Here is a 26,183-nt window from a genome sequence, read left to right as displayed (position 1 = left end):
ACCGCCTCAAGGCCATCGAGCGAGAGACCGAAGTGGCCTAACCGCCGGGGACGTTCGCCCGTACGCAACTGGGGACCAGAGGCCGTACGCCGACAGACGGTACTGAACGTCCCGAAGTCGGGTCATGTCCGCGAAGAGCTCTTTGGCCGCCAGCAGATCCGGTTCGCGAGTTCCCTCCCAGTCCATCAGCAGGCTCTGAGCCTGGACGTTGCGCAGCACAGCGGCCGCGACCGGGTGCCGTTCCGTGTGATACGTGTCCAGCAGCTGCTCCGGTGCCCAGCCACGCACGGCGGCGCCGAGTTTCCATCCGAGATTGAGTGCGTCCTGCATCCCGGTGTTCATGCCCTGCGCACCGATCGGAAGGTGGATGTGGGCGGCATCGCCCGCCAGGAACACCCTGCCGTGTCGGTACTGCGCGACCTGCCGGGCCGCGTTGGTGATGCGGCGGGCGTAGCACAGTTCGAGCAGTTGCACCCGCGATCCGTACACGGTGCGCAGACCGTCGCGGATCTCCTCCTCGGTGACCGGGACCTCCCTGTCCAGCGACCGGCCCGGTCCGCCGAGGGCGAGTCTGCTCAGTGGCCTGCCCTGCGGATCGGTGCCGAGCGGGAACACCTGCGCCCAGTGTCCGTTCTCACTCCACGCGTGCGTCGTCAACTCCTCGTCGCTGCTCAACCGCACGTCGGCCGCGACCACGGTCACCGTGCCCGGCCGACCGGGGAACTCGGCGCCCAACAGCGACCGCACCGTGCTGTGGGCGCCGTCCGCGGCGGCGAGGTAACGGGAGCGGACGCTTGAGCCGTCGGCGAAGGTCGCGGTGACCTCGCTCTCGTCTTGGGTGAGGCGGACCAGAGCGTGCTCCCACCTGACGGTGATGCCGTGTGCGGCAAGGTGCTGCGCGAGAACCCGTTCGATCACCACCTGCGGCACGGACCGCCACGGCAGGCGGTGCCGGCCACGGGTGAGTGGCAGTGGGATACCGGCGAAGTGAGCGGTGCTGTCCTGGTGCATGCCCAGGGCCAGCAGCGGTTCCAGGAGGCCGCGCTGGTCGAGTGCCTCCTGCGTGCGGGACTGCACGCCACCCGCCTTGGACAACTGGCTGCGCTGCGGCAGCTTGTCGACCAGCATGGTCGACGCCCCCGCCAGCCGCAGTTCGTTGGCCAGCATCATTCCGGTCGGGCCTGCGCCGACGACGAGTACATCGATGTCCATGGATGCTCCCTGCTTGTGTCGATCAGGACGGGGTCAACACTCCGCCGGCCGGGCCGGCCGAGCCAGAAAACGACCCGATCGCGTCGGTATCTGACTCTGAGTAGGGTGCTGTCGGTGGAATCCGACTACGACGAGCTGGATCGACAGCTCGTACACGCCCTGCAGATCGACGGCCGCGCCCCGTTCAGCACCATCGCCGGGGTGCTCGGCGTGTCGGATCGCACCATCGCCCGCCGATACGCCCGGTTGCGGTCGACCGGAGCGGTCCGGGTACTCGGCGGGGTCGACCCGACCGCGCTGGGCGCGGTGGTGTGGTTTCTGCGGGTGCGCTGCGCGCCCGCCGCGGCGCTCCCGGTGGCCGAAGCGCTGGCCAGACGCCCCGACACGTCCTGGGTGAGCGTCACCTCCGGCGGCACCGAGATCACCTGCGCGGTCCGCGCCGAGAACGAAGCCGACAGCGAGGCGCTGCTGCTGGCCAAGCTCCCCCGCACGCCCCGCGTGGAGGGGGTGACCGCGCACTCCGTCCTGCACACCTTCTACGGCGGCCCGGACAGCCTCATCGCCAGGCTCGGCCCGCTGGAGGAGGAGGCGATCGAGCGGTTGCGCCCGCCTGCGGTACCTCATCGGCCGGGGCTGATACGGCTCGACGACGGCGACCGGACGCTGCTCGCCGCACTGGCCGTCGACGGTCGGACCGGGTTCGAGCAGTTGGCTGCGTTGACCGGCTGGTCACCGACCACGGTCCGGCGCCGGATGCGCGAACTGCGCGAGAGGGGATTGCTGTACTGGGACATCGACGTCGATTGGAGTCTGTTCGGCGTCGGCACCCGAACCCTGCTCTGGCTCTCGGTCACCCCCGCGCAGCTGGCTGAGACCGGTCAGGCGCTGGCCGAGCATCCGCAGGTCGCGTTCGCCGCCGCCACGACCGGGCCGACCAACCTGTACGCGAGCGTGGTGTGCGCGAACCAGCGGGAGCTGTACCGGTACCTGACCACCCGAGTGGCCGCGCTGCCGGCCATCACGCACATCGAAACGGCACCGGTGATCAAGACCATCAAGCAGGCCGGGAACCAGAGGTAGCAGCTGGGCAAACCGCTGCGGGCCGTGCACCCCCGTAGGCCAGTACGGCGACACGATCAGCCGGATATGCCTGGAACTGCGGGGCGCACGTGGGCGGGTGGGCACCGGCAGAGTGATGAACCCCTCGGCGCGGGCGCCCGCCAGAGCGATCCGCACCAGGTGGGCGCTCTTCTCGAACAGCAGGAAGCGCGGCTCCCAGATCTGTCGGTACTTGGCATTGGCCCGGTACAGCGACTCCAACTGTCACCAGTGCGAGAAGTACAGCAGCGCCGAGCTCCAGAGCCGCAGCACCAAGTTCAGCGACAGGCGCTCCACCCCGGGGGCCCTGGAGTGCTCGGTCAGGTCAAGGACCATGAATGAGCACGTGGTGGACAGCGGATACATCACCGCCGCCCATGTCCTCGCCGTCCGCCTGGACCACGACATCGACCTGATCGGACCGGTCGGGCTGGACACCCACCACTGCGGACGCGACCCACAGGCTCCGGACCTGACTCAGGCCGCTTTCACCACGGACTGGGAAGCCAAGAGCGTCACCTGCCCTCCGGGCGCGACCAGCATCAGCTGGTCCCAGCAGCGCAAGGCCAGCGGCACTCCGCTTGTTCGCGTCCACTTCGCCCTCGCCGACTGCGGTCCGTGCCCGCTGAAGGCCCGCTGCACCAAGGCAGCCAACGGCAAGTGGGGCCGCAGTCTCACCCTGATGCCCAGGACCAGCGGATCCTGGAACAACGACGTGACGAGCAGCAGACCGATGCGTGGAAAGAACGCTACGACGCTCGCGCCGGTGTGGAGGGCACCATCTCCCAGGCCGTCCGCCGCACCCGTCTGCGGCGAACCCCTTACCGAGGGCAGGACAAGACCCATCTTGCCAATGTGCTGTCCGCCACCGCCCTCAACATCATCCGCGTCGACGCCTGGCTGAACGGCACCTCACTCGGCACGACCCGCGCCTGCCACCTTGCCCGTCTCGCTCTCGCCACATGACCCGGCCATCAGGGCGTTTTGCGTATTTACCGACGGAGTCGCGGAGGCAGAGGCGTGGGTGCAGGACGGCGGCGAGGCCGGCTGCCGCCAGGGCCCGCTCGGCTGGGCCGTCCCCAGCACTCCGAGTGGTACCACCTGTGCCGATTCCTCATGGTTGACGGGGGAGTGGAGTTCGGCGAGGGCAGCCGCGGTGGCACTGGCCGGCTCGGCCTGGTAGACGACCAGTCGCTGCTGCGGAGCACCGTTAACGGTGAAGGCCGAGAACTGGATCTCCAGGGCGCCGACCTCGGGGTGTGCGCGGTTCTTCGCCTGCTGCGTCTTGCCCCTCACCTCGTGCTGTGCCCACAGTCCGGCGAATTCGGGGCTCTTCGCGCAGAGTGTGTCGACGAATTCGGTGATCCGCGAAGCATCGGGGTCGTGTCCGTAGGCCGCGCGCAGTTGGGCCACGCACGAGTTCGCGGCCTTGTCCCAATCCTGGTAGAAGGTGCACCCGGCCGGGTCCAGGAAGACCATGCGGGCCAGGTTGTCGAACCGCTGGAATCCGCTGTGCAGGGCTGCGGCGAGCGCGTTGTGCGCCAGTCGTAGTGGTGCACAACGGGACTGCATCGGTGATCACTGCAGACCGCGCTGCCGCTCGCGCCGGGCGGCGGCCTGGGTGCCGCGCGGGTGGGGGCGGCCTGGGTGCACCGAGGGGCCGCCACTGGGGTAAGGGTCGGCCGGCGCCTGGTCTCCGGGACGTGCGGCCCAGGGCCGTGAAGACGATGCAGCGGACGGTTGAGGAGTCCGGACCGGAGTACAGGTACGATCCGGTCGTCGGCCGCCGTCGGCGGCGGCAGGCAAGCGTGCGGCGCAGGCGCGTCGGCTCCAGCCAGCCGCGGTCCAAAGCCGCATACAGCGCACTGTGCCCGCGCCGGTGCTCGATCGCAGCGACAGCTCGACCAGGGTCTTCACCACCCCGTCCGCGCACAGCACCGCGTCGGTGAGCTCGAAGAGCGCATCCGCGCGAGCGTAGAGTTCCGCCATCCGCACCCGCCACCGCGGCGCCGGCCACACCCCCGCCGACTCCCTGCCCGCCCACCTGGTCATCCGCGGCATCCGCCGCCACCGCGCCGCCGGAAAGAGCCCGCGCAAGGCCACGCCGGTGACAGTTACCCCGCTGCGGAAGATGGCCACCGCTTGCGCGGCGGACACCGCGATCGTTCGGCGCGACCGGGCCCTGATCCTGCTCGGCTTCGCCACCGCCGCCCGCCGCTCGGAACTCGCCGCGCTCAACACGGCGGATGTCACCGACGTCGACGAGGGGCTGCAGGTCGTCATCCGTACCCACCGGCCGCCTGACCGGCGAGGCGGTCGCCGACGCCGTCGCCCGCGCCGCCGTCCGGGCCAGGCTCACCGCCGTCTCGGACGGCGGGCTGGCCTCTGAACCGCCCGCTACAGCGGCCACTCACTGCGCCGCGGCTTCGCCACCGCCGCCCGCGTCGCCGGCGACCTTCCCCGTCGGAGAGCCGGGCAGCACGTGGTCGGGATGGTCGGCCTCCCACGCGGCGATGCCGCGCACCAGCCGGTCGTAGGCGTCATCGTCCAGAACGGATGTGCCGCACGAGTAGAAGGCGGCCGACGCCTGCACCGCGTCCTCGACCGCCTGCGCGTAGGCGGCGGCATCCACGATCACTGCTGCAGGTGTGGTCATGCCCGTCATCCTGCCTGCCACCACTGACATCGCCCGATGCCGCGGGACGGAAGTCCGGCCGCGAAGAAGACGGGGCTGAGGAAGCGCAGCGCCAAGCCGCCCCTCTCAGCGCGAGCAAGCACGCGTAGCATCCTGGAGGTGATCTTTCGGTGATGGCCGCGAGTGGGCGCAGCGGCTGTAGGGTCGCGCCGCGTCCGACATGTCGATCTTTTGCGACCTGGGCTTTCTTGGGGGCGCACGCGAATGACGGTCTTCCCCTTGCGCCGCTCGGTCGGGTTGCGCGCAGGGACGGCGTCGTCGAGGGCCGCGACGGTTCCGATGTGCGTGCGAAGGCGCCCGTCCCGCACCCGGTCGACGATCTCCACCAGCTAACTCGGAACGGACTCGACGACGAATTCGACCGCCAAGCCGTCGACGGGGCGAGCCTCCACAGGCCCGACCACCGACACCAGAGTCCCGCCAGGCCGGATGATTCTCGCCGAGCGCCTTTGGATGCCAGCGCCGATGACATCGAAGACCACGTCAGGACGACCACAACCACATCGCGGCCGCCTGCCGCCACACCGCCCGCGACCCAAAACGACCCCTCACAGCCCTCGGAGTCACGTGGTCAACCGGGCAGATCGACTGCACGCAAAGTCCCTGCCCCGGGCCGTCTCCTTGTGCTTCACGATCATGTGGGCGGACCATGCCGACTCGTCGGGCCTGGGAGGTATCGTGGCAGTTGTCCAACGGAGGTTGACGGACACGAACAGGGATAATGCACAACGATAGGTGCGTGTCTCTTTCCTTGTGGGCTCCTGACTGCGGCTCGGGAGCGAACGGGGAGCGGTGAGTGCAGATGAGCCCGAGTTCCGCGGATGCCGCGAATCCCGCATCGACCTGCCCCGGCAACGGGCCCGCAGTCTCCCGCCGGGAGTTCGACGCGCTGTTCGACGCGGTGTGCACGTGGGGTCTCTGGTCCTCAGCCGACCGCGGGGCCTGGAACCGGATCACCGCGGACCACGTGCGGCGAGCCGCGGCGCGCGTGCGGACCGGGATGGTTGTTCCGTTGGCGCTGCCGTGGAACACCCGGCCCGGCCCCGGCAACCGCAAGCCGGCCCTGCACCACATGACCGACCTGGGTGACGTGGAAGCGCCGGAACCCTCCACCCACAAGGACTTCATCGCCGCTGACTACCACGGCAAGGGCATCACCCATCTCGACGCCCTGTGCCACGTCGCCTACCGGGGGCAACTCTACGACGGCCGCACGGCACGCGAGGTCGTCGATGCCGCAGGCGCCCGTTTCGGCGCGGTGTCGGCCCTCGGGCCATTGGTCACGACAGGAGTGCTCCTCGACCTGCCCGCCGTGCTCGGGATCCGCTGGCTGGAACCGGGTCGGGCGGTGCACGCTGAGGACATCGCCGTGGCGGAGAAGGCGCTCGGGGTGACGATCGGTGACGGCGACGCGGTACTGCTGCGCTCCGGACAGGTCGGTCGCCGCGCGGAACTCGGCGCCTGGGATCCCGACACGGCCAGCGCGGGCTTTCATGTGGACGCCTTGCCGCTGCTGGCCGAGCGGGGCATCTCGCTGCTCGGCGCGGACGGCGACAGTGACGTACGGCCCTCGCCCGTGGACGGCGTGCACTCGCCGGTCCACGCCCTGGCGGTGGCCGCGATGGGGGTGCCGCTGCTGGACAACCTCGACCTGGAAGCGCTGTCGGCCGCGGCCGCGGCCGCGGGGCGGTACGACTTCCTGCTCGTGGTGGCGCCGCTGAACATCCCGGGCGGGACGGGCTCGCCCGTCAACCCGGTCGCGGTCCTGTGAGACCGGTCCGGTCGCCCTGGGTGAGGGGCTTACGAACCGTGACTCGGGCCACCAATGCTCGTATCCTCACCCATACCAGACATTTTGGAATGACTGACTGTCGAGGGCATGAGTGAGGCGGAGCGTGGTTCGGGCCGGCGGAGATCCGATACCGACGGGGCGTGCGCCAGGTGGCACGGGGCCCGCCCGTTTCCGTGAGCGGTTCATGCAGGGTGAGCCGGTCGAGACGGGTGTGCGTGCGTCGATCCTGGATTCCTGGCGGCGCTGCCGGATCCTCGGGCTGTCGCCGGACCAGTCCGACCTTCCCTACCGGGAGGACTTCGAACCGGACGCACGGATCGTCCGCGCGGCCGTTCCGGTGCTCGACCGGCTGCAGGCCACTTTCGCCGGCAACGCCATGAACATCTCCGTCGCCGATGCGAGCGGAACGGTACTGCTGCGCCGGTTCGGAGAAGCGTCGCTGGCCAGAGCTCTCCCGCCGATCCAGAGCGTCCCCGGGTTCGTCTTCGCCGAGCAGGTCGCCGGCACCAACGGTATCGGTCTCGCCCTGGCGGAGCGACGGCCCATCCGGGTCTACGGTGCCGAGCACTTCGCCGAGCGCTCCCAGGGCAGCGCCTGTCGTGCGCTTCCCGTCCGCGACCCGCTCAGCGGCCGTATAGAGGGCGTCCTGTGCTTCGGCTATCCGCGCAGCGCCGAGGACCCGGCGCTGGACACCGTGATCCGCAAGGCGGCCGAGACCATCGAGCGCCGGCTGCTGCGGCAGAGCTCCGCGCGTGAACGCGCTCTGCTGCGGGCGTACCTGGACAGCGGAGCCGAGGCCGCCGCAGGTCTTCAGCACCGCGTCGGGGTGGCGGAACTGGCCCTGCAGACGCGCCCCCGCGACCGGACGATCCTCATGGAGAAGGCCGCTGAGCTGATCGCCCGCGGGCAGCGGGCCTGTGTGGACGTGCCCCTGCCCGACGGCCGCCGGGTCACGCTCGTGAGCCGGCCGGTGACGAGTGCCTCCGGAGTGGAGGGCATGGTCATCGAGGCCGTTCTCCCCGGTCCCGCACCGCGAGAGCCCCTCGTCCTCCCCCGTCAGCACGAGCCGCTGGGTCTGCCTGTCGAGCTCGCCGCCGCCACCCCCCTCCCGTTCTCCGGGGGCGTTCCCGTCGCGCCGCCCGCGCCGCTGTCCGTCGCCGTGGGCGTCGAGGGTGTCGCGACCGGTGACGGATCGACGGACGAGCACCCCGACTCCCCGCCGCTGGCGAGAGGACTCGTCATGGTGGGGGAGCCGCACGTGGGGACGTACGCCCTGGCCGCGCGCCGCCGCCTGGAGTTGCTGTCCGAGGCCGGTGTCCGCATCGGCACCACCCTGGATGTGGGCCGAACCGCCCGGGAACTCGCCGAGTCGGCGGTGCCCCAACTGGCCGATTTCGTCACCGTCGACCTGCCCGAGGCCGTGCTGCGCGGCGAGGAGTCCGCCGATCCCCGCAGTGACCTGCGCCGTACCGTGGTCCACGGCATCCGTGACGACTGTCCCTTCCATCCGGTCGGCAAGCGGGTCGACTACGGTCCGTCGACGCCGCAGTCCCGGTGTCTGACGAGCCGCCAGGCAGTGCTGGAACCGAACCTGCAGGCTGCCGCGGGCTGGTTCGCGCAGGACCCCGAGCACTCCGCGGAGCTGCTGAGCCACGTCCACTCCCTCGTCGCGGTGCCCCTGGTCGCCCGCGGCGTCGTCCTGGGCGTGGCCGGCTTCTACCGGGCACAGAGCTCGCCACCGTTCATGGACGACGACCGGTCGCTGGCCCAGGAACTGGCCGCCCGTGCCGCGCTGTCCATCGACAACGCCCGGCGCTACACCCGTGAACGAACCATGGTCCTGGCCCTGCAGCGCAGTCTTCTCCCGCAGGGTGTGCCGGACCAGGATGGAGTCGAGGTCGCCCATCGCTACCTGCCCGCCGAATCCGACGTCGGAGGGGACTGGTACGACGTCATACCCCTGTCCGGCACCCGCATCGGACTCTTCGTCGGCGACGTCGTCGGGCACGGCATGCTCTCCGCCGCCACCATGGGGCGGTTGCGCACGGCCGCCCGCAGTTTCGCCGAACTCGACTTCCCCCCGGACGATGTCCTCACCCACCTCGACAAACTCGTAGGACGCCTGGACCGGGAGGACCCTGGCGCCGTGGACGCGGGCATCATCGGCGCAACCTGTCTCTACGCCATCTACGACCCGACCACACAGCGGTGCACCATGGCCCGCGCCGGTCATCCCCCGCCGGCTCTGGCCCGCCCCGACGGCACCGTGTGGTTCCCCGACCTGCCCGCCGGACCCCCGCTCGGCCTCGGCGGTCTGCCGTTCGAAGCCGCCGAGATCGAGCTCCCGGAGAACAGCCAGATCGTCCTCTACACCGACGGGCTCATCGAAGACCGTCACCGCGACGTGGACGTGGTCCTCGACCAGTTGAGCGCCACCCTGGCCCAGGCGGACGGCACGCCCGACGAGACCTGCGAGGCGGTACTCGACACCGTGGCCCCCGCCCACCCCTGCGACGACATCGCCCTGCTCGTCGCCCGCACCCACGCCCTGGACCCTGGGCGGATCGCCACCTGGGACCTGCCCGCGGACCCGGCCCTGGTCAGCGAGGTCCGCGCCTTCGCCATCCGGCAACTGGCCGACTGGGGACTCGAGGAGGCCGCCTTCGCCGCCGAACTGGTGCTCAGTGAGCTGGTCACGAACGCCATCCGTCACGGCGCGGGGCCCATCCGGGTACGGCTGCTCCACGACCGCACGCTGATCTGCGAGGTCTCCGACACCAGCAACACCGCCCCGCACCTGCGCCGGGCGGCCGGCACCGACGAGGGCGGCCGCGGCCTGTTCCTCGTCGCGCAGCTGACCCGGAACTGGGGCACGCGCTACACCCAGCAGGGCAAGATCATCTGGGCAGAGTGCGGGCTCGAGGGGGTCTGAGGCGCAGGCCCCGACGATCCACTGCTCCGTTGGGGTCACAGACACTGGCAAGATGCCGGAAAACATATGATATGTGCGACTAGTATCGCTGATGCACATCGGGAAGAACACGCCAGGTCCACCCCCGGAGAGGTCCGTGCACGAGGCCCGCGACACCTCTGCGCATGCGGTCCCGCCCTTCGGGGCGGAGCCCCTGGTCCGTGTTCGCGCACTCGCCAAGCGGTTCGGGGGAACCCTCGCGCTCGCCGGGGTCGACCTCGATGTCCACGCCGGCAGTGTCCTCGCCCTCCTCGGTCCCAACGGAGCCGGGAAGTCCACGCTCATCAAGGTGCTCGCCGGCGTTCATCACGCCGACTCGGGGCAGGTCACCGTGGCCGGGCACCCCCTGGGAAGTCACGCCGCCGCCCGGCAGATGTCCTTCATCCACCAGGATCTCGGCCTGGTGGAGTGGATGACGGTGGCCGAGAACATCGCTCTGAGCACCGGGTATCCGCTCCGCGCCGGTCTGATCTCCTGGCGGCGCACCCGAGAACACTGCATCGAGGCCCTGCGGGTCGTCGCCGGACACCTCGACCCCGACGCGCCGATCGCCCGCCTCGATCCGGCCGAGCGTTCGCTCGTCGTCGTCGCACGAGCCCTGGCTGCACGGGCGGCACTCATCGTCCTCGACGAGCCGACCGCCCGCCTGCCCGCCGCGGACTGCGCCCGGCTGTTCCGCGTCCTGCACACCCTGCGCGACCGCGGGCACGGCATCCTCTACGTCACCCACCGCCTGGACGAGGTGTACGAGGTCGCCGACACCTTCGCCGTGCTGCGCGACGGACACCTGGTCAGTCACGGACCACTGGCGAGCCACAGTCCTGCCCGCCTGGTGCGCGACATCACCGGCGAGGAACCGGCCGGCCACCGCCCCTTCACCACGCCGGCCGGCGGCCCGGCCGTCCTGACCCTGGACGGGGTGCGCACCCCCGATGCGGGACCGGTCAGTCTGGAGCTCGGGCGCGGGGAAGTCCTGGGCCTGGTCGGCCTCACGGGCGCCGGCCACACGGGCCTCGCCCGAGCCCTCGCGGGCGCCCGGCCTCTCCTCGGCGGACGGGCCCTTCTCGGCGGTCGCCCGTACCGTCCCCGTACGGTCGCGGACGCCGTCGGACGCGGCGTCGCCCTCGTGCCCGGTGACAGACAGCGGGAGGGTTGCCTCGCCCAGCTGACCGTGCGGGAGAACCTCCTGGCCAACCCCCGGGCAGAAGGCCTGTCGGCGCTGCACTGGATCAGCCCGCGACGCGAACGCGCCGAGGCGGGCACGCTGATCGAGCGGTTGTCGGTCCGTCCCGACGACAGCGAGGCCGCCATCGCCACCCTGTCCGGGGGGAACCAGCAGAAGGTCGTGATCGGCCGGTGGCTGTGGCTGGGCCTGCGTCTGCTGATCCTCGAGGAACCGACGGCGAGCGTGGACATCGGTGCCAAAGCCGCCATCCACCGGCTGCTCGACGAGGCGCTCGCGTCCGGCCTCGCCGTCCTGCTCGTCTCCAGCGATTTCGAGGAGGTCGTCGGCGTGTGTCGGCGCGCCCTGGTCTTCGTCCGCGGATCCGTGACGGCCGAGCTGACCGGTCCGGCCCTCACGGTCACCGGGCTCACCCGGGCGGCTTCGGCCCTGCCCTTCGCCAAACCCGCGGCGAACCCGTGACCGGCTCCCCCTCTCCGTCCGCGCCCCCGCCCCAGCCGCGTCGCTCGGGCCCACCGAGGCGATCCGCCCGACCGCACGGCCGGAGCGGGCAACTCATCGGCGCCTACGGCCTCCTGGCCCTCACCGCCCTGCTTTTCCTGGTCTTCTCCCTCGCTCTCCCGCGCACCTTTCCCACCCGGGACACCGTCGACTCGATCCTGTCCAACCAGTCGATCCCTGCCGTCCTGGCACTCGCCGCGATGGTCCCCATCGTGACCGGGGCGTTCGACCTCTCCATCGGCTACGGTCTCGGCCTGGCGCACGTCATGGTGATGCAGCTCGTCGTGGGCGAGGGGTGGCCCTGGCCGCTCGCCTGCCTCACGGTGATCGCCGGAGGGGGTGTCGTGGGCGTCCTCAACGGTGCCGTCGTCGAATTCGGACGGATCGACTCGTTCATCGCCACGCTCGGGACCGGCAGCATGATGTACGCGGTGACCGGATGGGTCACCGGCGGCGGCCGGATCGTTCCCGGCCAGCAAGGCCTTCCGGCCGCCTTCACCGACATCTACGACTCGACGTTCCTCGGCCTGCCGGCTCCCGCCTTCTACGTACTTGCGCTCACGCTCGCCCTCTGGCTGGTTCTGGAGCGCCTGCCGCTCGGCAGGTACCTGTACGTCGTCGGGTCGAACCCGCACGCCGCCGACCTGGTCGGCATCCCGACCCGCAAGTACACCGTCTACGCCTTCACCGCATCGGGACTGATCGTCGGTTTCGCCGGAGTGCTGCTCGCGGCCCAGCAGCAGATCGGCAATCCCAGCGTCGGCCTCGACTACCTGCTGCCCGCGTTCGTCGGCGCCCTCCTCGGCTCCACCGCCATCAAACCCGGCCGCCCCAACGCCCTGGGCACCCTCGTCGCCGTCGCCGTCCTCGCCGTCGGTCTCACCGGCATCGCCCAGATGGGCGGCGATTTCTGGACGGTCCCGCTGTTCTACGGCGGCACCCTGCTCCTCGCCGTCGGCCTGGCCGGCTACTCCGCTCGTCGCCGCCTGCGCGTCGGCGCGGTCGCCGCCGTCGACGCGTCCGCCGCGCCACAGGACGACGGCGCCCCGGGCAGCCCTCCATGACCCCCGCCGCCGGCACCGCCGAAATGACCGGGCGGCATCCTCCGCAAGGAGCTTCCGTGCACCGCAACCGCAACATCCCCACCGTCCGCAACGCGCGGTCCGCTGCTACCGCCCTGGTGGTCGCGGTCTTCGTGCTGGCCGGCTGTGAACGCGGCTCGTCGAGTGGGCCGGCGCAGTCCACCTCGGGCCCGGGCGGCTGCCCCGCGTCCCAGGCCAGGGCCCGGGCCGCCGTCAGCCGGGCGGAGCGGACCGACATCCCCTGGAATGGACCGACCACCGGTCCCACCGCGGTGGCCGGCAAGTCCATCGTCTACGTCGCCCAGACCATGACCAATCCCGGAGTCGCGGGCGCCGCGGACGGTGTGCGGGAAGCCGCGGGCGTCATCGGCTGGCAGGTGCGGGTGATCGACGGTGGCGGCACCCCCGCCGGCATCCAGGCGGCGATGAGTGAGGCCGTGGACGTCAGACCCGCGGGCATCGTCATCGGGGGCTTCGACCCGGGCTCGACCTCGCTGCAAGTGGCGCGTGCGAACGCGGCAGGCATCCCGCTCGTCGGCTGGCACGCGGTCGCTTCCCCCGGCCCCAGCCGGCGCCCCAGGCTCTTCACGAACATCACCACCAAGGTCGAGGACGTGGCCAGAGCCAGTGCGCAGTGGATCATCTCGAGCTCCGGCGGCACAGCTGGGACGGTGGTCTTCACCGATGCCTCGATCCCCTTCGCCAAGTACAAGTCGGACCTGATCGGGAAGGAGCTGGCCACCTGCGCAGGGGTACGGCTGCTGGCGTACGAGAACATCCCGATCCCGGACGCGAGCAGCCGTACGCCCCAGGAGGTCTCCTCACTGCTCTCCCGCTTCCAGGGCAGATGGACCTACTCCGTTGCCATCAACGACCTGTACTTCGCCGATGCCGCCCCGGCGTTCCGCGCGGCCGGCAAGAAGGGTTCCGGCCCGCCCTTCAACATCGGTGCCGGCGACGGCGACCCCTCCGCCTTTGAGCGCGTCAACAGCCGGCAGTACCAGGCGGCAACCGTGCCAGAGCCGCTGTCCCTGCAGGGCTGGCAGATCGTCGACGAGTTCAACCGCGTCTTCCACGGCCAGCCGGCCAGTGGCTATGTGGCCCCCGTCCACATCAGCACGGCCGACAACAGCCACGGCGCCACGACCTGGGATCCGGTGGGATACCGGGAGGCGTACCGGAAGATCTGGGGCAGATGACAGCGGCGGCAGGGACTGGTCAACGTGGCGGGGCGTACTCGGTGAGCAGGAGGGCGAGGTCGTCCGCCCTGTCGGGGGAAGCGCGGCAGTGGGGGACCCTACGAGTCGGGAATGGCGCCCTTGGGTGGGTAGTGCACGAGCAGGTGCACGTGATCACGCTCGCCGTTGAACTCCCGCAGCTTCGCGCCGAGGTCGGTGCACACGTCGTGCATCAAGAGCGCCCGACGGCGGCTCAAGGCCCGTGCCCGCAAAGAGGCGCGGCACGCCGCCAACCAGAACCACATCATCTCCAAGACGATCGTGACCGAGGCTGAACGCACCGGACGCGGCCTGTCCCTGGAAGAACTCAAGGGCATCCGCAACCGGGTACGGCTCCGCAAGCCCCAACGGGTCGCACTCCATGCCTGGGCCTTCGCCCAGCTCGCAGACTTCATCGTCTATAAGGCCAAGCGGGCCGGCGTGCCCCTGGTCTTCGTCGACCCCCGGTACACGTCCCAGGCATGCGCCCAGTGCGGCCACGTCGACAAACGCAACCGTGTCGACCAGGGACTCTTCATCTGCCGGGGGTGCGGGGTCGTTGCCCACGCGGACCGGAACGCTTCCCACAACATCGCCACCCGTGGCGAGAGCGTGTGGAACGCGGGGCGTGAGTCACGCGCCCCTGCCACCCGATAGGGGTGGCTGGACGGAGGAGTCAACCCAGCAGCCAGCTGGGCGCTACCTCCAAGCCCGGCCCGTAGGGCCGGGTCAAGTTGACAGTCAAGCTCAGACGTACGAGGCGTGACGGAGAAGGCGATGCGGCCTTCCGCCAAGTCCCCACCGGGGCCGCGGAGCTTGGCTTTGTCATCTCGTTAAGTGGTTCCGCTTGACGCCGGTGGCTGCATCCGCGTTGGCTTTTCAGTCATCTGGGGCGCAATGCTGCCCCCTCGTCCGTAACGCACCAGAAGTGAGCACCCGAATGCGTCATGCCGTCATAGCTGTCGCCGTACCCGCACTGGCTCTCTCGCTGGCTTCCTGCGGGACTTTCGACGGGTCGGAGACCAGCGCCAAGACCAGCCCGACCAAGGGCGACGATGTGACCGTGGGATTGTTGCTGCCGGACACGTCGACCAGCCGGTACGACCGGTTCGACTACCCCATCATCAAGAATAGAGTGGCCGAACTGACACGCCATCAGGGAAAGGTCGAGTACGCCAACGCGGAAGCGAGCGGGGACAAACAGTACGCCCAGATGCAGAAGATGATCGACGACAAGGTCGACGTGATCCTGCTCGACGCCGTCGACTCGCACGCCATCGCCTACGAGGTGAAGAAGGCCAAGGCGGCGGGCATCCCGGTCATCGCCTACGACCGGCTCGCCGAGGGGCCGATCGACGCCGACATCTCCTTCGACAACGAACTGGTGGGCGAGGTACAGGCTCGCTCACTGCTGAAGGCGCTGGGCCCGGGCGCCGGTATCTCCACCAAGATCGTCATGATCAACGGCTCGCCCATGGACCCGAACGCCAAGCAGTTCAAGGAGGGTGCGCTCTCCCAGCTCAAGGGCACCGTGACGATCGCCAAGTCCTACGACACCGCGGACTGGGATCCGCAGTTCGCCCAGACCAACATGACGGACGCGATCAACGCGATCGGCAAGAACAACATCGCCGGCGTGCTCGCCGCTGACGACGACATGGCGGGCGGCGTCATCAAGGCCCTCAAGGCGCAGGGCGTCACCAGCCTGCCCCCGGTCACCGGCCAGGACGCCACACTCGACGCAGTGCAGCGGATCGTCTCCGGTGAGCAGTACATGAGCGTGTACAAGTCCTACTCGGCAGAGGCGGAGAACGCCGCGGAGATGGCCATCACCAAGATCCAGGGGAAGGACATCGAGTTCGACTCCCTGACCCAGGGCAAGGTCAGCAGCCCCACCAACAAGGACATCCCGAGTCAGCTCGTCCCCGTGGTCGCGCTGACCAAGGACAACATCAAGGACACGGTCATTGCCGACGGCCTCTACAAGCTGTCCGACATCTGCACGGCCAAGTACGAGTCGGAATGCGCGGCGATCGGACTCAAGTAGAGCCGTAGATCGGCCGGTTGGCGACCTGCTGGTCGCGGATCGTGGTCCTGTCGACGATCTTGTGATCCGGACGGTCCGGCTCAACGTGCGAGCAGGACGCGTTTGCGAAGGAAATCGAGGCCAGCCTGGCCGAACATCTGTCGTTTCAGCATCTTCAGCTGGTTGATGTTGCCCTCCACGGCGCCGGAACTGTAGGGCATGGACAGACCGTTGTGGACGGCATCGAGATCACGGCGGAGGTTGCGGGCGAAGGAAGCCAGGGGGCCAGGGTGTCCCGTTCGGCTTCGGTGATCCAGCCGTCAAGGCGGTCGACGTGGCGTCCGGTCATCATGGCGGCGAACTTCCTGACGCGGCCAGTGAGCCGGTCCGGCGCAGGGTCGCGCTCACGCAGGCGGTGCAGCTTGTCGGCATCCCCGTAGCGGAGGTGTTCGGGATGAGCCATGATCCATGAGATGACCTCGCGGACCGAGAGAGGCTTGGGGCCGACGACGGGTGAAGACAGTGCCGACTGGCGGACGAGAAGCCGGACCGTCCGGCACGAGCGACGCGGATCAACAAGCCGCACCTGACAGGATGAAAACCGGCCAACTGAACGAACATGCCGGTGACGATGAGGGGTTTGCGGTTGGTTCGGTCGGCGAGGTGGCCGGTGGGGATCTGTCCGGTGCCTCCACAAGGTAGGAGCCCTGTGGAAGGAGCCCAACGGCAGCTCCTTGGCTGATAGGTACGGTGACCGCACGAAGGCAGGCATGTTCGCGTTCACAAGAGGAAGAGGCTGAGCAGGTCTTGACCCGGACTCCGGCGTTCATTGATAGTCATGCCCGCAAGCGGAACGGTCAGGTGACGGACGCGGCAAGGTTGTGAGCGTTAACAATTCGGGCGGCTCCGGCAACGAGTCCGGCTGACGTTGGCGAAGAGGTTGATGATGGCGCCGGGACCATCCCCGCGCATGCGGGGAGCACTGCGGGGGATTTCGGGCGTCGAAGGGCACGGCTGCTCCCCGCACCTGCGGGGACGGTCCCTCCAGGACGTCTTGTCTTCGCGGTTCTCGGCGGAGTGACGGGCCAGAGCCAGCCTGCAGCGGACCTGTGTCCATGCGGCCGTTGTCGTTCAGCTGCCATACGCTGTCGGCCTCCACCCGTACGGGCAGCGGCTGGCCGGTGGAGCGGTCGATGGGCAGCTGCGCGCTGGACAGGGCCACGATCGGTGTGCCGGTGGTCGAGGAGGCAGACGCGTTGTCGCTGTCGGCGGCGGCCAGCTCGTCCAGCAGATGCAGCACGCTTGCCAGCGTCGGCTTGCCCAGTGTTCTGCGACGTCCGGGGTCGAGTTCGGGACCGGGACCACCGGGATGAAGGTCCACCATGAGGTCGAGCTACAGCGGCGTGGTCGGAGCAGTGCACGCCTCTCCGCAGGCTCAGACGTCTTGTCGGGGACAGCGCAAAGCTGGAAGGCTTGCGCCGGATGAGGCGGCCACGCCGCGCGATTCAGGGGAGCTGAATGAACGTCAACAAGCGCTTATCTATAGGCGGAACCGTCGTGTCACTGACTGCGGCCGTTCTCGTGGGAACGGGGGGCAGCGCGCAGGCGGCCACCTATGATGGCCAAGACCCCATCGCGTCCGGATGCGCAGCCTCGGCCATCACCGCAGAACAGAACAACATCTTCATCCCCAGCGGCATCGCCGTCGGCGTGATCCAGCTCCGGTACAGCACCGCCTGCCGTACGGTCTGGGCACGCGTGGTCTCCACGGTTCCCAACGGGGAGGCTGAGGTAGGACGGAACCCGCCCAACAGTGCTTCGCAGTGGTGTGGGGGATCGAACCTGCAGTGGAGTTCAACCGTGGGTGACTACACCTGCTACACGCCGATGCTCAACGACGCGAACATGACCTCCTACGCCTATGGAGATATCGAGACAGACCAGGGCGGCGGTTCGTCGAGCACAGCAAGCTATTGATCACTCGTAGCAGGCGGCCGGTCCGCGTCTGAGGACAGACCGCCAGATCCTCGAACTCAGCGCCAGGAGGCACTGCATGAATCTCGCACACGGGCTCGGGCGTGCCGCAGCGGTGGCCGCCCTGACGGCCGCCCCTCTGGCTCTCTCCGGCACCGCGCGGGCCGCTACGTACGACGGCCAAGATCCGATCGCTGGCGGATGCGCCAGTTCGGCCATCACTGCCGAGTCGGCACCCATATACCGCGGGGACGGCGCGCAGGTCGGGACGATCCAGCTGCGCTACAGCACGTCGTGCAGAACCGTGTGGGCGCGCATCCTCTCGCCGGCCTTCAGTTCCGGAGTCGCCTTCGTCTACCGCAACACGGGCGGCGCGGAGGGCTGCCCGGCGAACGGGAACACACTGACCTGGAGCTCCACGCTCGGCGCTTACACCTGCTACACCCCGATGCTCAACGACGCCAACGTCACGTCCTACGCGGACGGCACGATCAACCTGCATACGGGAGCCGTCTTCGGCCAAACAGGCAGCTACTGACCAAGGCATGTGCAAGTTCCCCAGTGGTAGGGCTGGCCAGGTACCGACCGTTGGGGCGGGATTCAGAGCAGGCGTGAATGTCGTGATCATTGTGGGGTCTGACGCCCAACGATTACCGCGCCGGCCTTCCTCCTCGCCCTCTCCGCCCTGGTCTCGTCCAGCGCCTGGTCGTCATGGAGTCCCTTGTGGGCGGGCTGCCTGGCGCCGAGGACTTCCTCGCCGACGGGCCGCCGTGGTGGTGGGCTTCCACTCCGCTGCGCCCAGCCTTGCCGAGACCGTGGTAGAGGGCCACGAGGCCGCCTACGTCGTCTGGTTTCTGAGCGCCGGCACGCTCGGCGACGGTGTGCGCCCCGTCCTCCGGGACGCGTTCGTCCGCGCACCAGCTTGCCGCTGCCGGCCTGCCGGGTCCGGGGAGCACCCGCACCTGCTCGACTGCCTCGCGACGGTGTCCGATCCGCGCCGGGCCAAAGGCCACCGCCACCCCCTCGCCGCGTGCGCGGCAGGGCCGGCGCGAAGTTCCTGACCGCGGTCGCCGAGTGGGCAGTTATCGGCTCGGGAGTGAGCGAGGAAGCCCGAACCAGGGCAGCACGCTGTTGTCGAATCGGGTCATGGCGCTGATGCGGTCGTCGGCGAGGGTGAGGACGTAGAGGCCGGTCCCGTGGCTGATGCCGTTGGGAGCGCGCAGATACGCTCCGAACGCCGGTTGGCCGTTGGCTCGCGTCGGCACCAGGTCGAACCTGCGGCCAGCGCGGAAGATGCTGGCGCAGAAGCGGGCGGCGAGGTCTTTACCCTCGTACTCGAAGGGCACTGGCGGCATCGAGACGAAGACGTCGCCGGTGAGAAGATCCACCAGCGCGTCGAGATCGGCGGACTCCCACGCGCGGACGAACTTCGCCACGAGCGCGTCCTCGGAGGCTGCGCCGGGGGCGGGAGGTTGGCGGTCGCCGGCTGGCGGCTGTCGGTGTTGCAGGGCGGCGCGGGCTCGTTTGAGGGCGCTGTTGACTGAGTCGACGCTCGAGTCGAGCATGGCGGCCACCTCGCTGGTGTGGAATCCGAGGACGTCACGCAGGACAAGAACGGCGAGTTGGCGAGGCGGCAGCAGCTGGAGACCGGTGACGAACGCCAGGGAGATCGATTCGGTTTGCTCGTAGCGGGCTTCCGGCCCGAGCGGCGCGTCGGTCACGGCTTTCAGCAGGGTGTCGGGATAGGGCTGCAGCCAGATGACCTCGCCGAGCCGGGTCGGCTCGGGCGGTTCGACATGGGGCACGTGCCACTCCTTGGCCTGGCGTCGGCTCGCCGAGCGACGGGCGTTGAGGCACCGGTTGGTGGCGATCCGGTACAACCAGGTGCGCAGCGAGGCGCGTTGCTCGAACCCCTCGATGCCCTGCCAGGCGGCCAGCAGCGTGTCCTGCAGGGCATCCTCGGCGTCCTGCAACGATCCGAGCATCCGGTAGCAGTGCACCTGCAACTCCGCGCGGTATGGCTGGACCAATACGCGGAACGCGTCACCGTCGCCGGCCCGCGCCTTCGACATCAGATCGCCGGTCGCCATCCTCGTGTCACCCTCTCCCTCACCACATGGCACTTCCCCCGGGTATGGACACCGGCTGACTGGCGAACTGGGCGGCCGAGGCGCGCCCAGTTCTGCCGATGCCGCGGTGTCTGCACCACTGGCAGTCCAGACCACCCGAACAGAGGAGCACCGAGATGGGAACGATCATCGTCTTCGAGAACGTCTCGCTCGACGGAGTCACTCAGGACCCGACCGGCGAGGAGGGCTTCAGCCGGCACGACTGGCGCGCCGGGCTCGGCCCGACCGACCGCGAGGCATGGGACAAGCTCATCCTCGACGACGCGCTGGGCGCGCAGGCCCTGCTGCTGGGGCGACGCAGCTACGAGTTCTTCGCCGCACGGTACCCATCGCGCACCGGCCGGCTGGCGGACAGGATGAACAGCTTGCCCAAATACGTCGCCTCCGCCACGCTGGCAGATCCCGGCTGGAAGAACTCGACGGTACTTGATGGTGACCTCGCGGAGGCGGTTGCGGGACTGAAACACACGGTCAACGGCGAGATCCGCGTCTACGCCAGCTCCCAGCTCGTGCACACGCTGATCGAGCACGACCTCGTCGACGAGCTGCGGCTGGCGATTTTCCCGCTCGTGATGGGCGCAGGCAACCGCCTCTTCGGCCAGACCAGCGCCCCAAAACCCCTGCGCCTTGTCGACAGCCGCACCGTCGGCGACAGTCTTGCCTACCTCACCTACCAGTCAGGGTGACGCCGTACACCGTTCATCAAACACGACCTGCACCGCGGCACCCAGGAGATCCGCACATTCGGCCGGGGGCAGGCCCTCGGTGAGCCGCTCTTCGTGCCTGCGGCATGCGGCGTGGCCGAGGACGACGGTCATGTGCCGGCGTTCGCGCACAATCCCGAGCGCTCCGCCACGGACCTGGTCATCCTGTCCGCCCAGGACATCACCGCGGATCCCGTGGCCACCGTTCACCTGCCGGCCCGGGTCCCCCTCGGCTTCCACGGCAGCTGGATCCCCGACGCGGGCTGACAAGGAGCCCTGGGGCGGCGCCCGCTTCGGAGGGCCCGAAGCGGGCGCCGATCAGTCGTCCTGCGGGTAGGTCGTGAAGTAGTGCTCCCTGGTCTGCGCGAGCCGGGTGCGCGCGACGGCGAAGTCCAGGACGGCGGGGCGGCCGGCCGTGTTCTCCGCGAGGGCGCGCTTCAGGGCGTCAGGTACGGCGGCCGGGTCGTCGACGCGTTCGCCGTACGCGCCGCATGCCTCGGCCAGGCGGGCGAGTCGGGCTGGAAGGGGAACTCGGTGTCCTGGATGCGGTTGCCGTAGGTGTGTTCCTGGAGGTCCCGGATGGAGCCGAGGGCGTCGTCGTTGAGCACGCACCAGGTGACTGCGAGTCCGTACTGGGCGGCCATCGGCACGATGTTCATGACCATTTGGAAGGAGCCGTCGCCGGCGAAGCACAGGGCGGGCCGCCGCGGGTGGACCAGGCGGGCGGCGGGCGGGGCGGCGGCCGCGAACCCCATGCCGTAGAAGCTGGACGGGGTGATGACGGAGCGCGGTCGGTAGACGCGGAAGAAGGGGAACGCTCCGCCGATGTGCTGGGCGAGGGCGCCGACGTCGACGCCGAGGACGGTGTCGCGGGGGAAGACGGAGCGGGCGGTGCGGATGACGCGGGCGGGATGGATCGGGGCCCTGTCGTCGAGTGCCATGCGGTCGACGGCGGCGTCGAGGGCGGTGATGTCCTGGAGGAGGCGCTCCGTGCGGCCGGGGGAGCCGCAATGCCTCGCCGCTGCCGGGGTGGTCGACGATGAGGGTGGCCCGTCGGCCACGGCAGGGGTGCCGCGGCCGACGGGCCATGAAAGGGGAGAGCGGTCAGTGCGCCGGGGCGTCGGTGACCACGACCTCCTCGATGCTGCGCTCGATCGCCTCGGCACCGGAGGCCGTCGCCCGCGCCCAGTAGTAGATGACCAGGGAGAAGACGGCGATGATCAGCATGTCCCACCACAGGCCGAGATTGCCCGTGCCGCCGAAGCCGCCCTGCGCTGAGATGACGCCCATGCCCAGCAGATAGATCGGCAGCCACTGGGCGGCCTTGAAGTCCATGCGGGGCGCGTCGGGCTGGTCCGTGGCATTGGCCCACCAGGCGTAGCCGCCGAGGAGCACATAGCCGAGGACGACCGCGATACCGAGGCGCCACAGGGTGTCCCAGCCGGCCCAGTAGATGATCAGGTTGGCCACGATGAAGGACACCGGGGAGATCACCTTGCCGGCGGGCAGTCGGTACGGCCGCTCATGGTGCGGCAGCCGGTCGGCGAAGACCCCGTACGCCAGCGGTGCGCCCGCGTACATCAGGACGCTCGCGGAGGTGATGAAGCTGACCAGTTGCTGCCAGCTCGGGAACGGCAGGAAGCAGACCACGCCGGTGACGAAGGAGATGATCAGGCCGAACCACGGCACGCCCCGGGAGTCCGTGCGGGCGAAGATCTTCGGCGCGTAGCCGTTCTTGGCCAGACCGTAGGAGACGCGGGAGGTGGCGGTGGTGTAGATCAGGCCGGTGCCGCCGGGGGAGATGATGGCGTCCGCGTACAGGACGAACGCGAGCCAGCCCAGGCCCACCAGGGTCGCCAGGCCCGCCCACGGACCGCTGATGCCCGCGTAGCTCAGAGCGTCCCAGCCCTTGGCGAAGGTGTTGTGCGGGAGCGCGGCGATGAAGACGATCTGCAGCAGGATGTAGATGACCGCGCCGATCGCGACCGAGCCGAGGGTGGCCCTGGGCAGGTCCCGCTTCGGGTTGCGGCTCTCACCCGCGAGCTGGATCGCCTGCTCGAAGCCCAGCAGCGCGAAGATGATGCCGCTCCCGCTGATGGCGCTGAGCACGCCCTTGGCACCGAACGGCGCGAAGCCCTCCGAGGTGAAGTTGGCCGAGTGGAAGTTACCGACGGCGATGATGAAGATGGCGCCCAGCGGAACGGCGATCTTCCACCAGGTGGCGGCGCTGTTGGTGTGCGCCAGGGCGCGTACGCCGAAGAAGTTGACCGCGACGAAGACGGCCATGAGGAAGATGGCCGTGACGATGCCCGGGCCCGTCAGTGTCTGGTCCTTGTGCTGCAGGCCCTGCGCCCAGCTCCAGTGACCGGCGTAGCCGATCATCGCCTCGACCTCGATCGGCGCCACGGTGGCCGCCTGCAGCCAGGAGAACCAGCCGAACGACAGGCCGGCGAGGCCGCCGAAGGCGTAGTGCGGATAGCGGGCCGTGCCGCCGGCCACCGGGAACATGCCGCCCAGTTCGGCGTGCACGAGGGCCAGCAGGACGATGGCCACCGTGCCGATCACCCACGAGATGATCGCCGCGGGACCGGCCGCCCCGACTGCCTTCTCGGCGCCGTACAACCAGCCGGAGCCGATGATGGAACCCACGGAGGCCCACATCAGACCGATCAGTCCGACGTCACGCCTGAGGCCGCTGCGACCCCTGGCCTCCTCAAGGGAGGCCTGCTCGACGCTCACCATATTTTTAGCGACCTCTCACCAGATGAATACAACTTTTCAGTCTGTGCGACGTTGCAGATTAGGAAACAGGAGCCGTCGAGCAGAAGACCCACCGTGAAGTTTTGACCAGAGCCCGGTACGTTCGTGGGCTGGTCTTGGCGCTAGGGCCTGCGCGCGGCGCTCAGCGTGGTGACCCACCCCGACGGCGCAGTGGACTCCCTCACCCCGCCCCGCCCGCCGGTGGGCATGACAACCGCTGGCGAGCGGCCGCGTGCCCTGCCCTCCGCGCTCTTGGTTCAGGGCAAGCACGCCGGAGCATGGCCCGTCGTCCGTGCCGTCCTTGACTCGGAGGCGCGGGGAGGGCAGCTGCGGGGGCCGAGGGCCTTCAGCCTGCGTGGCATGCCGAGGCGTGAGCCCGTCCCCTCTCCTATGGCCGACCCGGCCGTCGCCGCTCAACTGTGGGCCGTCAGCGGTGAACTGGTCGGCACCGCTCCTCACCTCGGCTTTCGATAGGCGCGGAGCCGCACCCAAGGCGGCCATCCAGAGGCCGACTGCCCTTGCTCGTTGCAACGTTCCGCTACGCCGACACCGCCCTGGGCGGCACACGCCGCGGACACCGGTGTACGACTGCGAACCCGATACCGGCCAGGCAGGAACTCTCCACCCGCCTCGGCGAGGCGGTCGCTGCCCCCCCGGCAGCCGCGTGCTGACGCGGCGGCCGCCCGGGTGCGGGCGCCGAGGCCGGCATTCCCGGCTGGGCGGCCATCGCGCACCGGCCGCCGCCGAGCTGTACGGGTTATAGATCCTCGCCGTCGGGCTCGGTCCGGGAGGCCGCGGCGGTGACCCGGTTCGTGTCGGTGGCGCCGCGCTGCTACCCGATGTCCGGCAGGCCTTCAGTGCTCGCGCGGTCGCCCTGTCCTGGATCCAGTCCTGGCCCACCGGCCATGGGCTCGGCCTCTACCACGTCTTCCTGGAAGTCGACGCGCACATCGGCAACCGCCGGCTGCGGCTCGCCATGGCGGATGCCGAGGCGCTGGCGGTGGAGGTGCGGTTCCAGGGGAGCTGTCCGCGTTGGCCGGCGGCTTCGTGATGAGAGGGGTCCCGCTACTGGGACGCCGGGTCCTGATGTTCCGTCAGTGACTGGCTCAGCTCTGCCGCGGCCTCCCGTACGGCTGGCAGCAGCGCCGCCACCGGCGGGGTCTGCAGGGCGCCCTCGCGCACGACGAGGGTGATGCGGCGGGCGAGTTGCGGCCCCTCCAGCGTGACTCGGGCGACCGGATGACCCGGCCGGCCGGGCACCAGGTCGGGGACGAGCGCCACGCCCCAGCCCAGCGAGACCAGCCCGAACACCGCCTGCATGTCGCCGATGTCGGAGACGATGTCGGGCACGAAACCGGCGCCGGCGCAGGCGTGCAGGGCGAGCCGGCCGAGCCGTGAGGTACGGTCGAGCAGCCATGGTTCGCTGGCGAACTGCTCAAGACGGCGCGGGTGTTCACCGGTGGCCAGCGGATGGCCGGGGGCGAGGACGAGGCGGAGGCGGTCGCTGAGCACGTCCTCCTCATACAGCCCGGGCACCCGGGGCTCGGGCACCTGCGGATAGCCGGCGGCCAGCACGGCGTCCAGCCGGCCGAGCCGCACGGTCTGCCGGCCCTCGTCGGGGCCCACGCCGTGCAGGGTGATGCGCAGCCGCGGATGGTCCTGGCGCAGCCGGTTCAGCGCCGGTACCAGCAGCGCGGGCCCCTCGTGCAGGGGCACGCCCACCCGCAGCTCACCACTGATCCGCCCATCGCGGGCGCGCAACTCAGCCTCGGCGGCCTCCAGTTGGGCCAGGACCCGGTCGGTGTGGGACACCAACAACCGCCCGGCCGACGTGAGTTCGGCCCGCCTGCTGCCGCGGTCGAGCAGGGCGGTGCCGGTCTCCGCCTCCAAGGCGGAGAGCTGCTGAGAGACCGCGGAACGGGTGTAGTTGAGGGCCTGCGCGGCCGCGGCGATGGAGCCACGGACGCCGACCTCGCGCAGCAGCACCAGTCTCCGTACGTCCAGCACCGTCATCCTCGCTAACGCTTCGGGCTACAAACTGTCACGCCAGATTACGCGACAACGGTTCTGCCGGGACTTTCAATGGAACTCGGCCCGACCCGGACCACGGCTCTTGGCCCGACCCGAACGACCTGATCAGACAAGGGAACTCCACCATGCCGACGCTGCTCCACCTCGACTCCAGCCCGCGCGCGGCCTCCGTCTCCCGCCAGATCTCAGGCGAGTTCGCCGAGGTCTGGCGCAAGGCCAACCCCGAGGGCACCTACGTCTACCGCGACCTGGCCGCCGACCACGTTCCGCATATCGACGACGCGCAGATCGGGGTGATGTACCGCCTGGAGACGGAGGGCGTGCGCGACCTCGCGGTCGCCCGGACCGCGGCGCAGACGCCCGAGGAGAAGGCGAGTTGGGCGGTGACCTGGCCGCTGATCGAGGAGCTTCTCGCCGCCGACACCATCCTGCTCGGTGTGCCGATGTACAACTTCTCGGTGCCCTCGACCTTCAAGGCGTGGTTCGACCGGGTCCTGATCGCCCCGCTGATCGCCGACCCGGCCACCGGCCAGGGCCCGCTCTCGGGCAAGAAGGTCGTCGTAGCCTCGGCGCGCGGCGGTGCCTACGGCCCCGGCACGCCCCGCCACGACAGCGACCACCAAGAGCGGTATCTCAAGGCGGCCCTCGGCATGGTCGGCCTCGCGACCGACCTCACCTTCCTGCACGCCGAACTGACCAAGTCGGCGCATGTGCCGCGGCTCGCCCAGTTCCAGGAGATGGCCGCCGCGTCGTACCAGGCGGCGCTGGAGGGCGCCTGTGCCCACGGGGCCGCCTGAAATCCATTACC

Annotated in this window: 22 protein-coding genes and 7 pseudogenes; 18 read left to right on the top strand and 11 right to left on the bottom strand. The window is 69.7% G+C overall.

Annotated features, from left to right (window positions below; all coding sequences use genetic code 11):
• Window positions 1-6: 6 nt before the first annotated feature.
• Window positions 7-1,212 carry an FAD-dependent monooxygenase gene (locus tag ACIRVK_RS39735; RefSeq protein WP_404256049.1) on the bottom strand — a complete coding sequence of 402 codons (1,206 nt, stop codon included), beginning with the start codon at window positions 1,210-1,212 and terminating at the stop codon, window positions 7-9.
• 114 nt (window positions 1,213-1,326) lie between these two features.
• On the opposite strand from ACIRVK_RS39735, the gene ACIRVK_RS39730 reads away from it, so the two are divergent.
• Entirely contained in the window at window positions 1,327-2,292 is a 966-nt protein-coding gene (locus ACIRVK_RS39730; protein ID WP_404256047.1) for an Lrp/AsnC family transcriptional regulator, read from the top strand.
• Between the two features lie 105 nt (window positions 2,293-2,397).
• Here the strand turns inward: ACIRVK_RS39730 and ACIRVK_RS39725 are convergent.
• A pseudogene (locus tag ACIRVK_RS39725) lies at window positions 2,398-2,649 on the bottom strand (phosphatidylglycerol lysyltransferase domain-containing protein); the annotation flags it as partial.
• On the opposite strand from ACIRVK_RS39725, the pseudogene ACIRVK_RS39720 reads away from it, so the two are divergent.
• Both ACIRVK_RS39720 and ACIRVK_RS39715 read left to right on the top strand, forming a co-directional pair.
• A pseudogene (locus tag ACIRVK_RS39720) lies at window positions 2,645-2,941 on the top strand (IS1182 family transposase); the annotation flags it as partial. The pseudogenes ACIRVK_RS39725 and ACIRVK_RS39720 sit on opposite strands and share 5 nt — an antisense overlap.
• On the top strand, window positions 2,929-3,276 hold the full coding sequence (locus ACIRVK_RS39715) for a transposase (protein WP_404256045.1): 348 nt from the start codon (window positions 2,929-2,931) through the stop codon (window positions 3,274-3,276). The pseudogene ACIRVK_RS39720 and the gene ACIRVK_RS39715, both read left to right, overlap by 13 nt.
• On the opposite strand, the gene ACIRVK_RS39710 is transcribed toward ACIRVK_RS39715, so the two are convergent.
• Together ACIRVK_RS39710 and ACIRVK_RS39705 are read right to left on the bottom strand one after the other, a co-directional pair.
• Window positions 3,223-3,882 carry a hypothetical protein gene (locus ACIRVK_RS39710; protein WP_404256043.1) on the bottom strand — a complete coding sequence of 220 codons (660 nt, stop codon included), beginning with the start codon at window positions 3,880-3,882 and terminating at the stop codon, window positions 3,223-3,225. The two genes, ACIRVK_RS39715 and ACIRVK_RS39710, sit on opposite strands and share 54 nt — an antisense overlap.
• A 229-nt stretch (window positions 3,883-4,111) precedes the next feature.
• Window positions 4,112-4,299: pseudogene (locus ACIRVK_RS39705) on the bottom strand (transposase); the annotation flags it as partial.
• A 142-nt stretch (window positions 4,300-4,441) separates the two neighbouring features.
• Here ACIRVK_RS39705 and ACIRVK_RS39700 point away from each other — a divergent pair.
• Complete coding sequence (locus ACIRVK_RS39700) at window positions 4,442-4,699, top strand: hypothetical protein (RefSeq protein WP_404256041.1); 258 nt, start codon at window positions 4,442-4,444, stop codon at window positions 4,697-4,699.
• A gap of 42 nt (window positions 4,700-4,741) precedes the next feature.
• On the opposite strand, the pseudogene ACIRVK_RS39695 reads toward ACIRVK_RS39700, so the two are convergent.
• Window positions 4,742-4,996, bottom strand: a pseudogene (locus ACIRVK_RS39695) (NAD-dependent DNA ligase LigA); the annotation flags it as partial.
• Between the two features lie 811 nt (window positions 4,997-5,807).
• Between ACIRVK_RS39695 and ACIRVK_RS39690 the strand changes: the two are divergent.
• The 5 genes from ACIRVK_RS39690 to ACIRVK_RS39670 all read left to right on the top strand — a co-directional run bounded on the left by ACIRVK_RS39690 (window position 5,808) and on the right by ACIRVK_RS39670 (window position 13,733).
• The gene (locus tag ACIRVK_RS39690; protein ID WP_404256039.1) at window positions 5,808-6,776 is read left to right on the top strand and encodes a cyclase family protein; all 969 of its coding nucleotides are present in this window, start codon (window positions 5,808-5,810) and stop codon (window positions 6,774-6,776) included.
• Window positions 6,777-6,900: 124 nt separating this feature from the next.
• Window positions 6,901-9,729, top strand: coding sequence for a SpoIIE family protein phosphatase (locus ACIRVK_RS39685; protein WP_404256037.1), 2,829 nt, complete (start codon window positions 6,901-6,903; stop codon window positions 9,727-9,729).
• A gap of 136 nt (window positions 9,730-9,865) precedes the next feature.
• The gene (locus ACIRVK_RS39680) at window positions 9,866-11,413 is read left to right on the top strand and encodes a sugar ABC transporter ATP-binding protein (protein WP_404256035.1); all 1,548 of its coding nucleotides are present in this window, start codon (window positions 9,866-9,868) and stop codon (window positions 11,411-11,413) included.
• On the top strand, window positions 11,410-12,516 hold the full coding sequence (locus ACIRVK_RS39675) for an ABC transporter permease (protein ID WP_404256033.1): 1,107 nt from the start codon (window positions 11,410-11,412) through the stop codon (window positions 12,514-12,516). The genes ACIRVK_RS39680 and ACIRVK_RS39675 overlap by 4 nt, the downstream gene beginning before the upstream one ends.
• A gap of 56 nt (window positions 12,517-12,572) precedes the next feature.
• A complete protein-coding gene (locus ACIRVK_RS39670; RefSeq protein WP_404256031.1) occupies window positions 12,573-13,733 on the top strand; it encodes a substrate-binding domain-containing protein in 1,161 nt (386 codons plus the stop codon).
• Between the two features lie 98 nt (window positions 13,734-13,831).
• Here ACIRVK_RS39670 and ACIRVK_RS39665 read toward each other — a convergent pair whose 3' ends face one another.
• Window positions 13,832-14,017: a transposase gene (locus ACIRVK_RS39665; RefSeq protein ID WP_404256057.1), complete on the bottom strand. Its 186-nt coding sequence runs from the start codon at window positions 14,015-14,017 to the stop codon at window positions 13,832-13,834.
• On the opposite strand from ACIRVK_RS39665, the pseudogene ACIRVK_RS39660 reads away from it, so the two are divergent.
• Both ACIRVK_RS39660 and ACIRVK_RS39655 read left to right on the top strand, forming a co-directional pair.
• A pseudogene (locus tag ACIRVK_RS39660) lies at window positions 13,947-14,408 on the top strand (RNA-guided endonuclease TnpB family protein); the annotation flags it as partial. The gene ACIRVK_RS39665 and the pseudogene ACIRVK_RS39660 sit on opposite strands and share 71 nt — an antisense overlap.
• 283 nt (window positions 14,409-14,691) lie before the next feature.
• Window positions 14,692-15,798, top strand: a complete 1,107-nt coding sequence (locus ACIRVK_RS39655; RefSeq protein WP_404256029.1) for a sugar ABC transporter substrate-binding protein — start codon at window positions 14,692-14,694, stop codon at window positions 15,796-15,798.
• 80 nt (window positions 15,799-15,878) lie between these two features.
• On the opposite strand, the gene ACIRVK_RS39650 is transcribed toward ACIRVK_RS39655, so the two are convergent.
• Window positions 15,879-16,058, bottom strand: a complete 180-nt coding sequence (locus ACIRVK_RS39650) for a transposase (RefSeq protein WP_404256055.1) — start codon at window positions 16,056-16,058, stop codon at window positions 15,879-15,881.
• A 1,237-nt stretch (window positions 16,059-17,295) separates the two neighbouring features.
• Between ACIRVK_RS39650 and ACIRVK_RS39645 the strand changes: the two genes are divergently transcribed.
• The 3 genes and pseudogenes from ACIRVK_RS39645 to ACIRVK_RS39635 all read left to right on the top strand — a co-directional run.
• Entirely contained in the window at window positions 17,296-17,754 is a 459-nt protein-coding gene (locus ACIRVK_RS39645) for a DUF2690 domain-containing protein (RefSeq protein ID WP_404256027.1), read from the top strand.
• 76 nt (window positions 17,755-17,830) lie between these two features.
• Window positions 17,831-18,289, top strand: a complete 459-nt coding sequence (locus tag ACIRVK_RS39640) for a DUF2690 domain-containing protein (RefSeq protein ID WP_404256025.1) — start codon at window positions 17,831-17,833, stop codon at window positions 18,287-18,289.
• A gap of 114 nt (window positions 18,290-18,403) precedes the next feature.
• Window positions 18,404-18,668 (top strand): annotated as a pseudogene (locus ACIRVK_RS39635) (alpha/beta hydrolase); the annotation flags it as partial.
• Window positions 18,669-18,833: 165 nt separating this feature from the next.
• Here the strand turns inward: ACIRVK_RS39635 and ACIRVK_RS39630 are convergent.
• The gene (locus ACIRVK_RS39630) at window positions 18,834-19,841 is read right to left on the bottom strand and encodes a sigma-70 family RNA polymerase sigma factor (protein WP_404256023.1); all 1,008 of its coding nucleotides are present in this window, start codon (window positions 19,839-19,841) and stop codon (window positions 18,834-18,836) included.
• 155 nt (window positions 19,842-19,996) lie between these two features.
• Here ACIRVK_RS39630 and ACIRVK_RS39625 point away from each other — a divergent pair, with 155 nt between their 5' ends.
• Together ACIRVK_RS39625 and ACIRVK_RS39620 are read left to right on the top strand one after the other, a co-directional pair.
• On the top strand, window positions 19,997-20,566 hold the full coding sequence (locus ACIRVK_RS39625; protein WP_404256021.1) for a dihydrofolate reductase family protein: 570 nt from the start codon (window positions 19,997-19,999) through the stop codon (window positions 20,564-20,566).
• Window positions 20,567-20,581: 15 nt separating this feature from the next.
• Complete coding sequence (locus ACIRVK_RS39620; RefSeq protein WP_404256053.1) at window positions 20,582-20,851, top strand: carotenoid oxygenase family protein; 270 nt, start codon at window positions 20,582-20,584, stop codon at window positions 20,849-20,851.
• Window positions 20,852-21,021: 170 nt separating this feature from the next.
• Here ACIRVK_RS39620 and ACIRVK_RS39615 read toward each other — a convergent pair whose 3' ends face one another.
• The gene (locus ACIRVK_RS39615) at window positions 21,022-21,645 is read right to left on the bottom strand and encodes a thiamine pyrophosphate-dependent enzyme (protein WP_404256019.1); all 624 of its coding nucleotides are present in this window, start codon (window positions 21,643-21,645) and stop codon (window positions 21,022-21,024) included.
• Between the two features lie 43 nt (window positions 21,646-21,688).
• The gene (locus ACIRVK_RS39610; RefSeq protein ID WP_404256017.1) at window positions 21,689-23,326 is read right to left on the bottom strand and encodes an APC family permease; all 1,638 of its coding nucleotides are present in this window, start codon (window positions 23,324-23,326) and stop codon (window positions 21,689-21,691) included.
• 159 nt (window positions 23,327-23,485) lie between these two features.
• On the opposite strand from ACIRVK_RS39610, the pseudogene ACIRVK_RS39605 reads away from it, so the two are divergent.
• Window positions 23,486-23,818 (top strand): annotated as a pseudogene (locus ACIRVK_RS39605) (short-chain dehydrogenase); the annotation flags it as partial.
• Window positions 23,819-24,409: 591 nt separating this feature from the next.
• On the opposite strand, the gene ACIRVK_RS39600 reads toward ACIRVK_RS39605, so the two are convergent.
• Complete coding sequence (locus ACIRVK_RS39600; protein ID WP_404256015.1) at window positions 24,410-25,357, bottom strand: LysR family transcriptional regulator; 948 nt, start codon at window positions 25,355-25,357, stop codon at window positions 24,410-24,412.
• A gap of 143 nt (window positions 25,358-25,500) precedes the next feature.
• Between ACIRVK_RS39600 and ACIRVK_RS39595 the strand changes: the two genes are divergently transcribed.
• Entirely contained in the window at window positions 25,501-26,172 is a 672-nt protein-coding gene (locus ACIRVK_RS39595) for an FMN-dependent NADH-azoreductase (protein ID WP_404256013.1), read from the top strand.
• Window positions 26,173-26,183: the final 11 nt, after the last annotated feature.

It is taken from the genome of Streptomyces sp. NPDC101152 (genome assembly GCF_044768275.1).
Taxonomy (GTDB): Bacteria; Actinomycetota; Actinomycetes; order Streptomycetales; family Streptomycetaceae; genus Streptomyces.
The sequence above is the reverse complement of the archived record's forward strand: the minus strand, read 5'-3'. Positions and strand labels throughout refer to the sequence as shown.

Bases quoted from the DNA above. Each gene is read 5' to 3' on its own strand.
- ACIRVK_RS39735 (WP_404256049.1), bottom strand. From the start codon at position 1,212: ATGGACATCGATGTACTCGTCGTCGGCGCAGGCCCGACCGGAATGATG.
- ACIRVK_RS39655 (WP_404256029.1), top strand. From the start codon at position 14,692: ATGCGTCATGCCGTCATAGCTGTCGCCGTACCCGCACTGGCTCTCTCG.
- ACIRVK_RS39690 (WP_404256039.1), top strand. From the start codon at position 5,808: ATGAGCCCGAGTTCCGCGGATGCCGCGAATCCCGCATCGACCTGCCCC.
- ACIRVK_RS39700 (WP_404256041.1), top strand. From the start codon at position 4,442: ATGGCCACCGCTTGCGCGGCGGACACCGCGATCGTTCGGCGCGACCGG.
- ACIRVK_RS39625 (WP_404256021.1), top strand. From the start codon at position 19,997: ATGGGAACGATCATCGTCTTCGAGAACGTCTCGCTCGACGGAGTCACT.
- ACIRVK_RS39665 (WP_404256057.1), bottom strand. From the start codon at position 14,017: ATGTGGTTCTGGTTGGCGGCGTGCCGCGCCTCTTTGCGGGCACGGGCC.
- ACIRVK_RS39645 (WP_404256027.1), top strand. From the start codon at position 17,296: ATGAACGTCAACAAGCGCTTATCTATAGGCGGAACCGTCGTGTCACTG.
- ACIRVK_RS39610 (WP_404256017.1), bottom strand. From the start codon at position 23,326: ATGGTGAGCGTCGAGCAGGCCTCCCTTGAGGAGGCCAGGGGTCGCAGC.
- ACIRVK_RS39595 (WP_404256013.1), top strand. From the start codon at position 25,501: ATGCCGACGCTGCTCCACCTCGACTCCAGCCCGCGCGCGGCCTCCGTC.
- ACIRVK_RS39640 (WP_404256025.1), top strand. From the start codon at position 17,831: ATGAATCTCGCACACGGGCTCGGGCGTGCCGCAGCGGTGGCCGCCCTG.
- ACIRVK_RS39600 (WP_404256015.1), bottom strand. From the start codon at position 25,357: ATGACGGTGCTGGACGTACGGAGACTGGTGCTGCTGCGCGAGGTCGGC.
- ACIRVK_RS39630 (WP_404256023.1), bottom strand. From the start codon at position 19,841: ATGGCGACCGGCGATCTGATGTCGAAGGCGCGGGCCGGCGACGGTGAC.
- ACIRVK_RS39710 (WP_404256043.1), bottom strand. From the start codon at position 3,882: ATGCAGTCCCGTTGTGCACCACTACGACTGGCGCACAACGCGCTCGCC.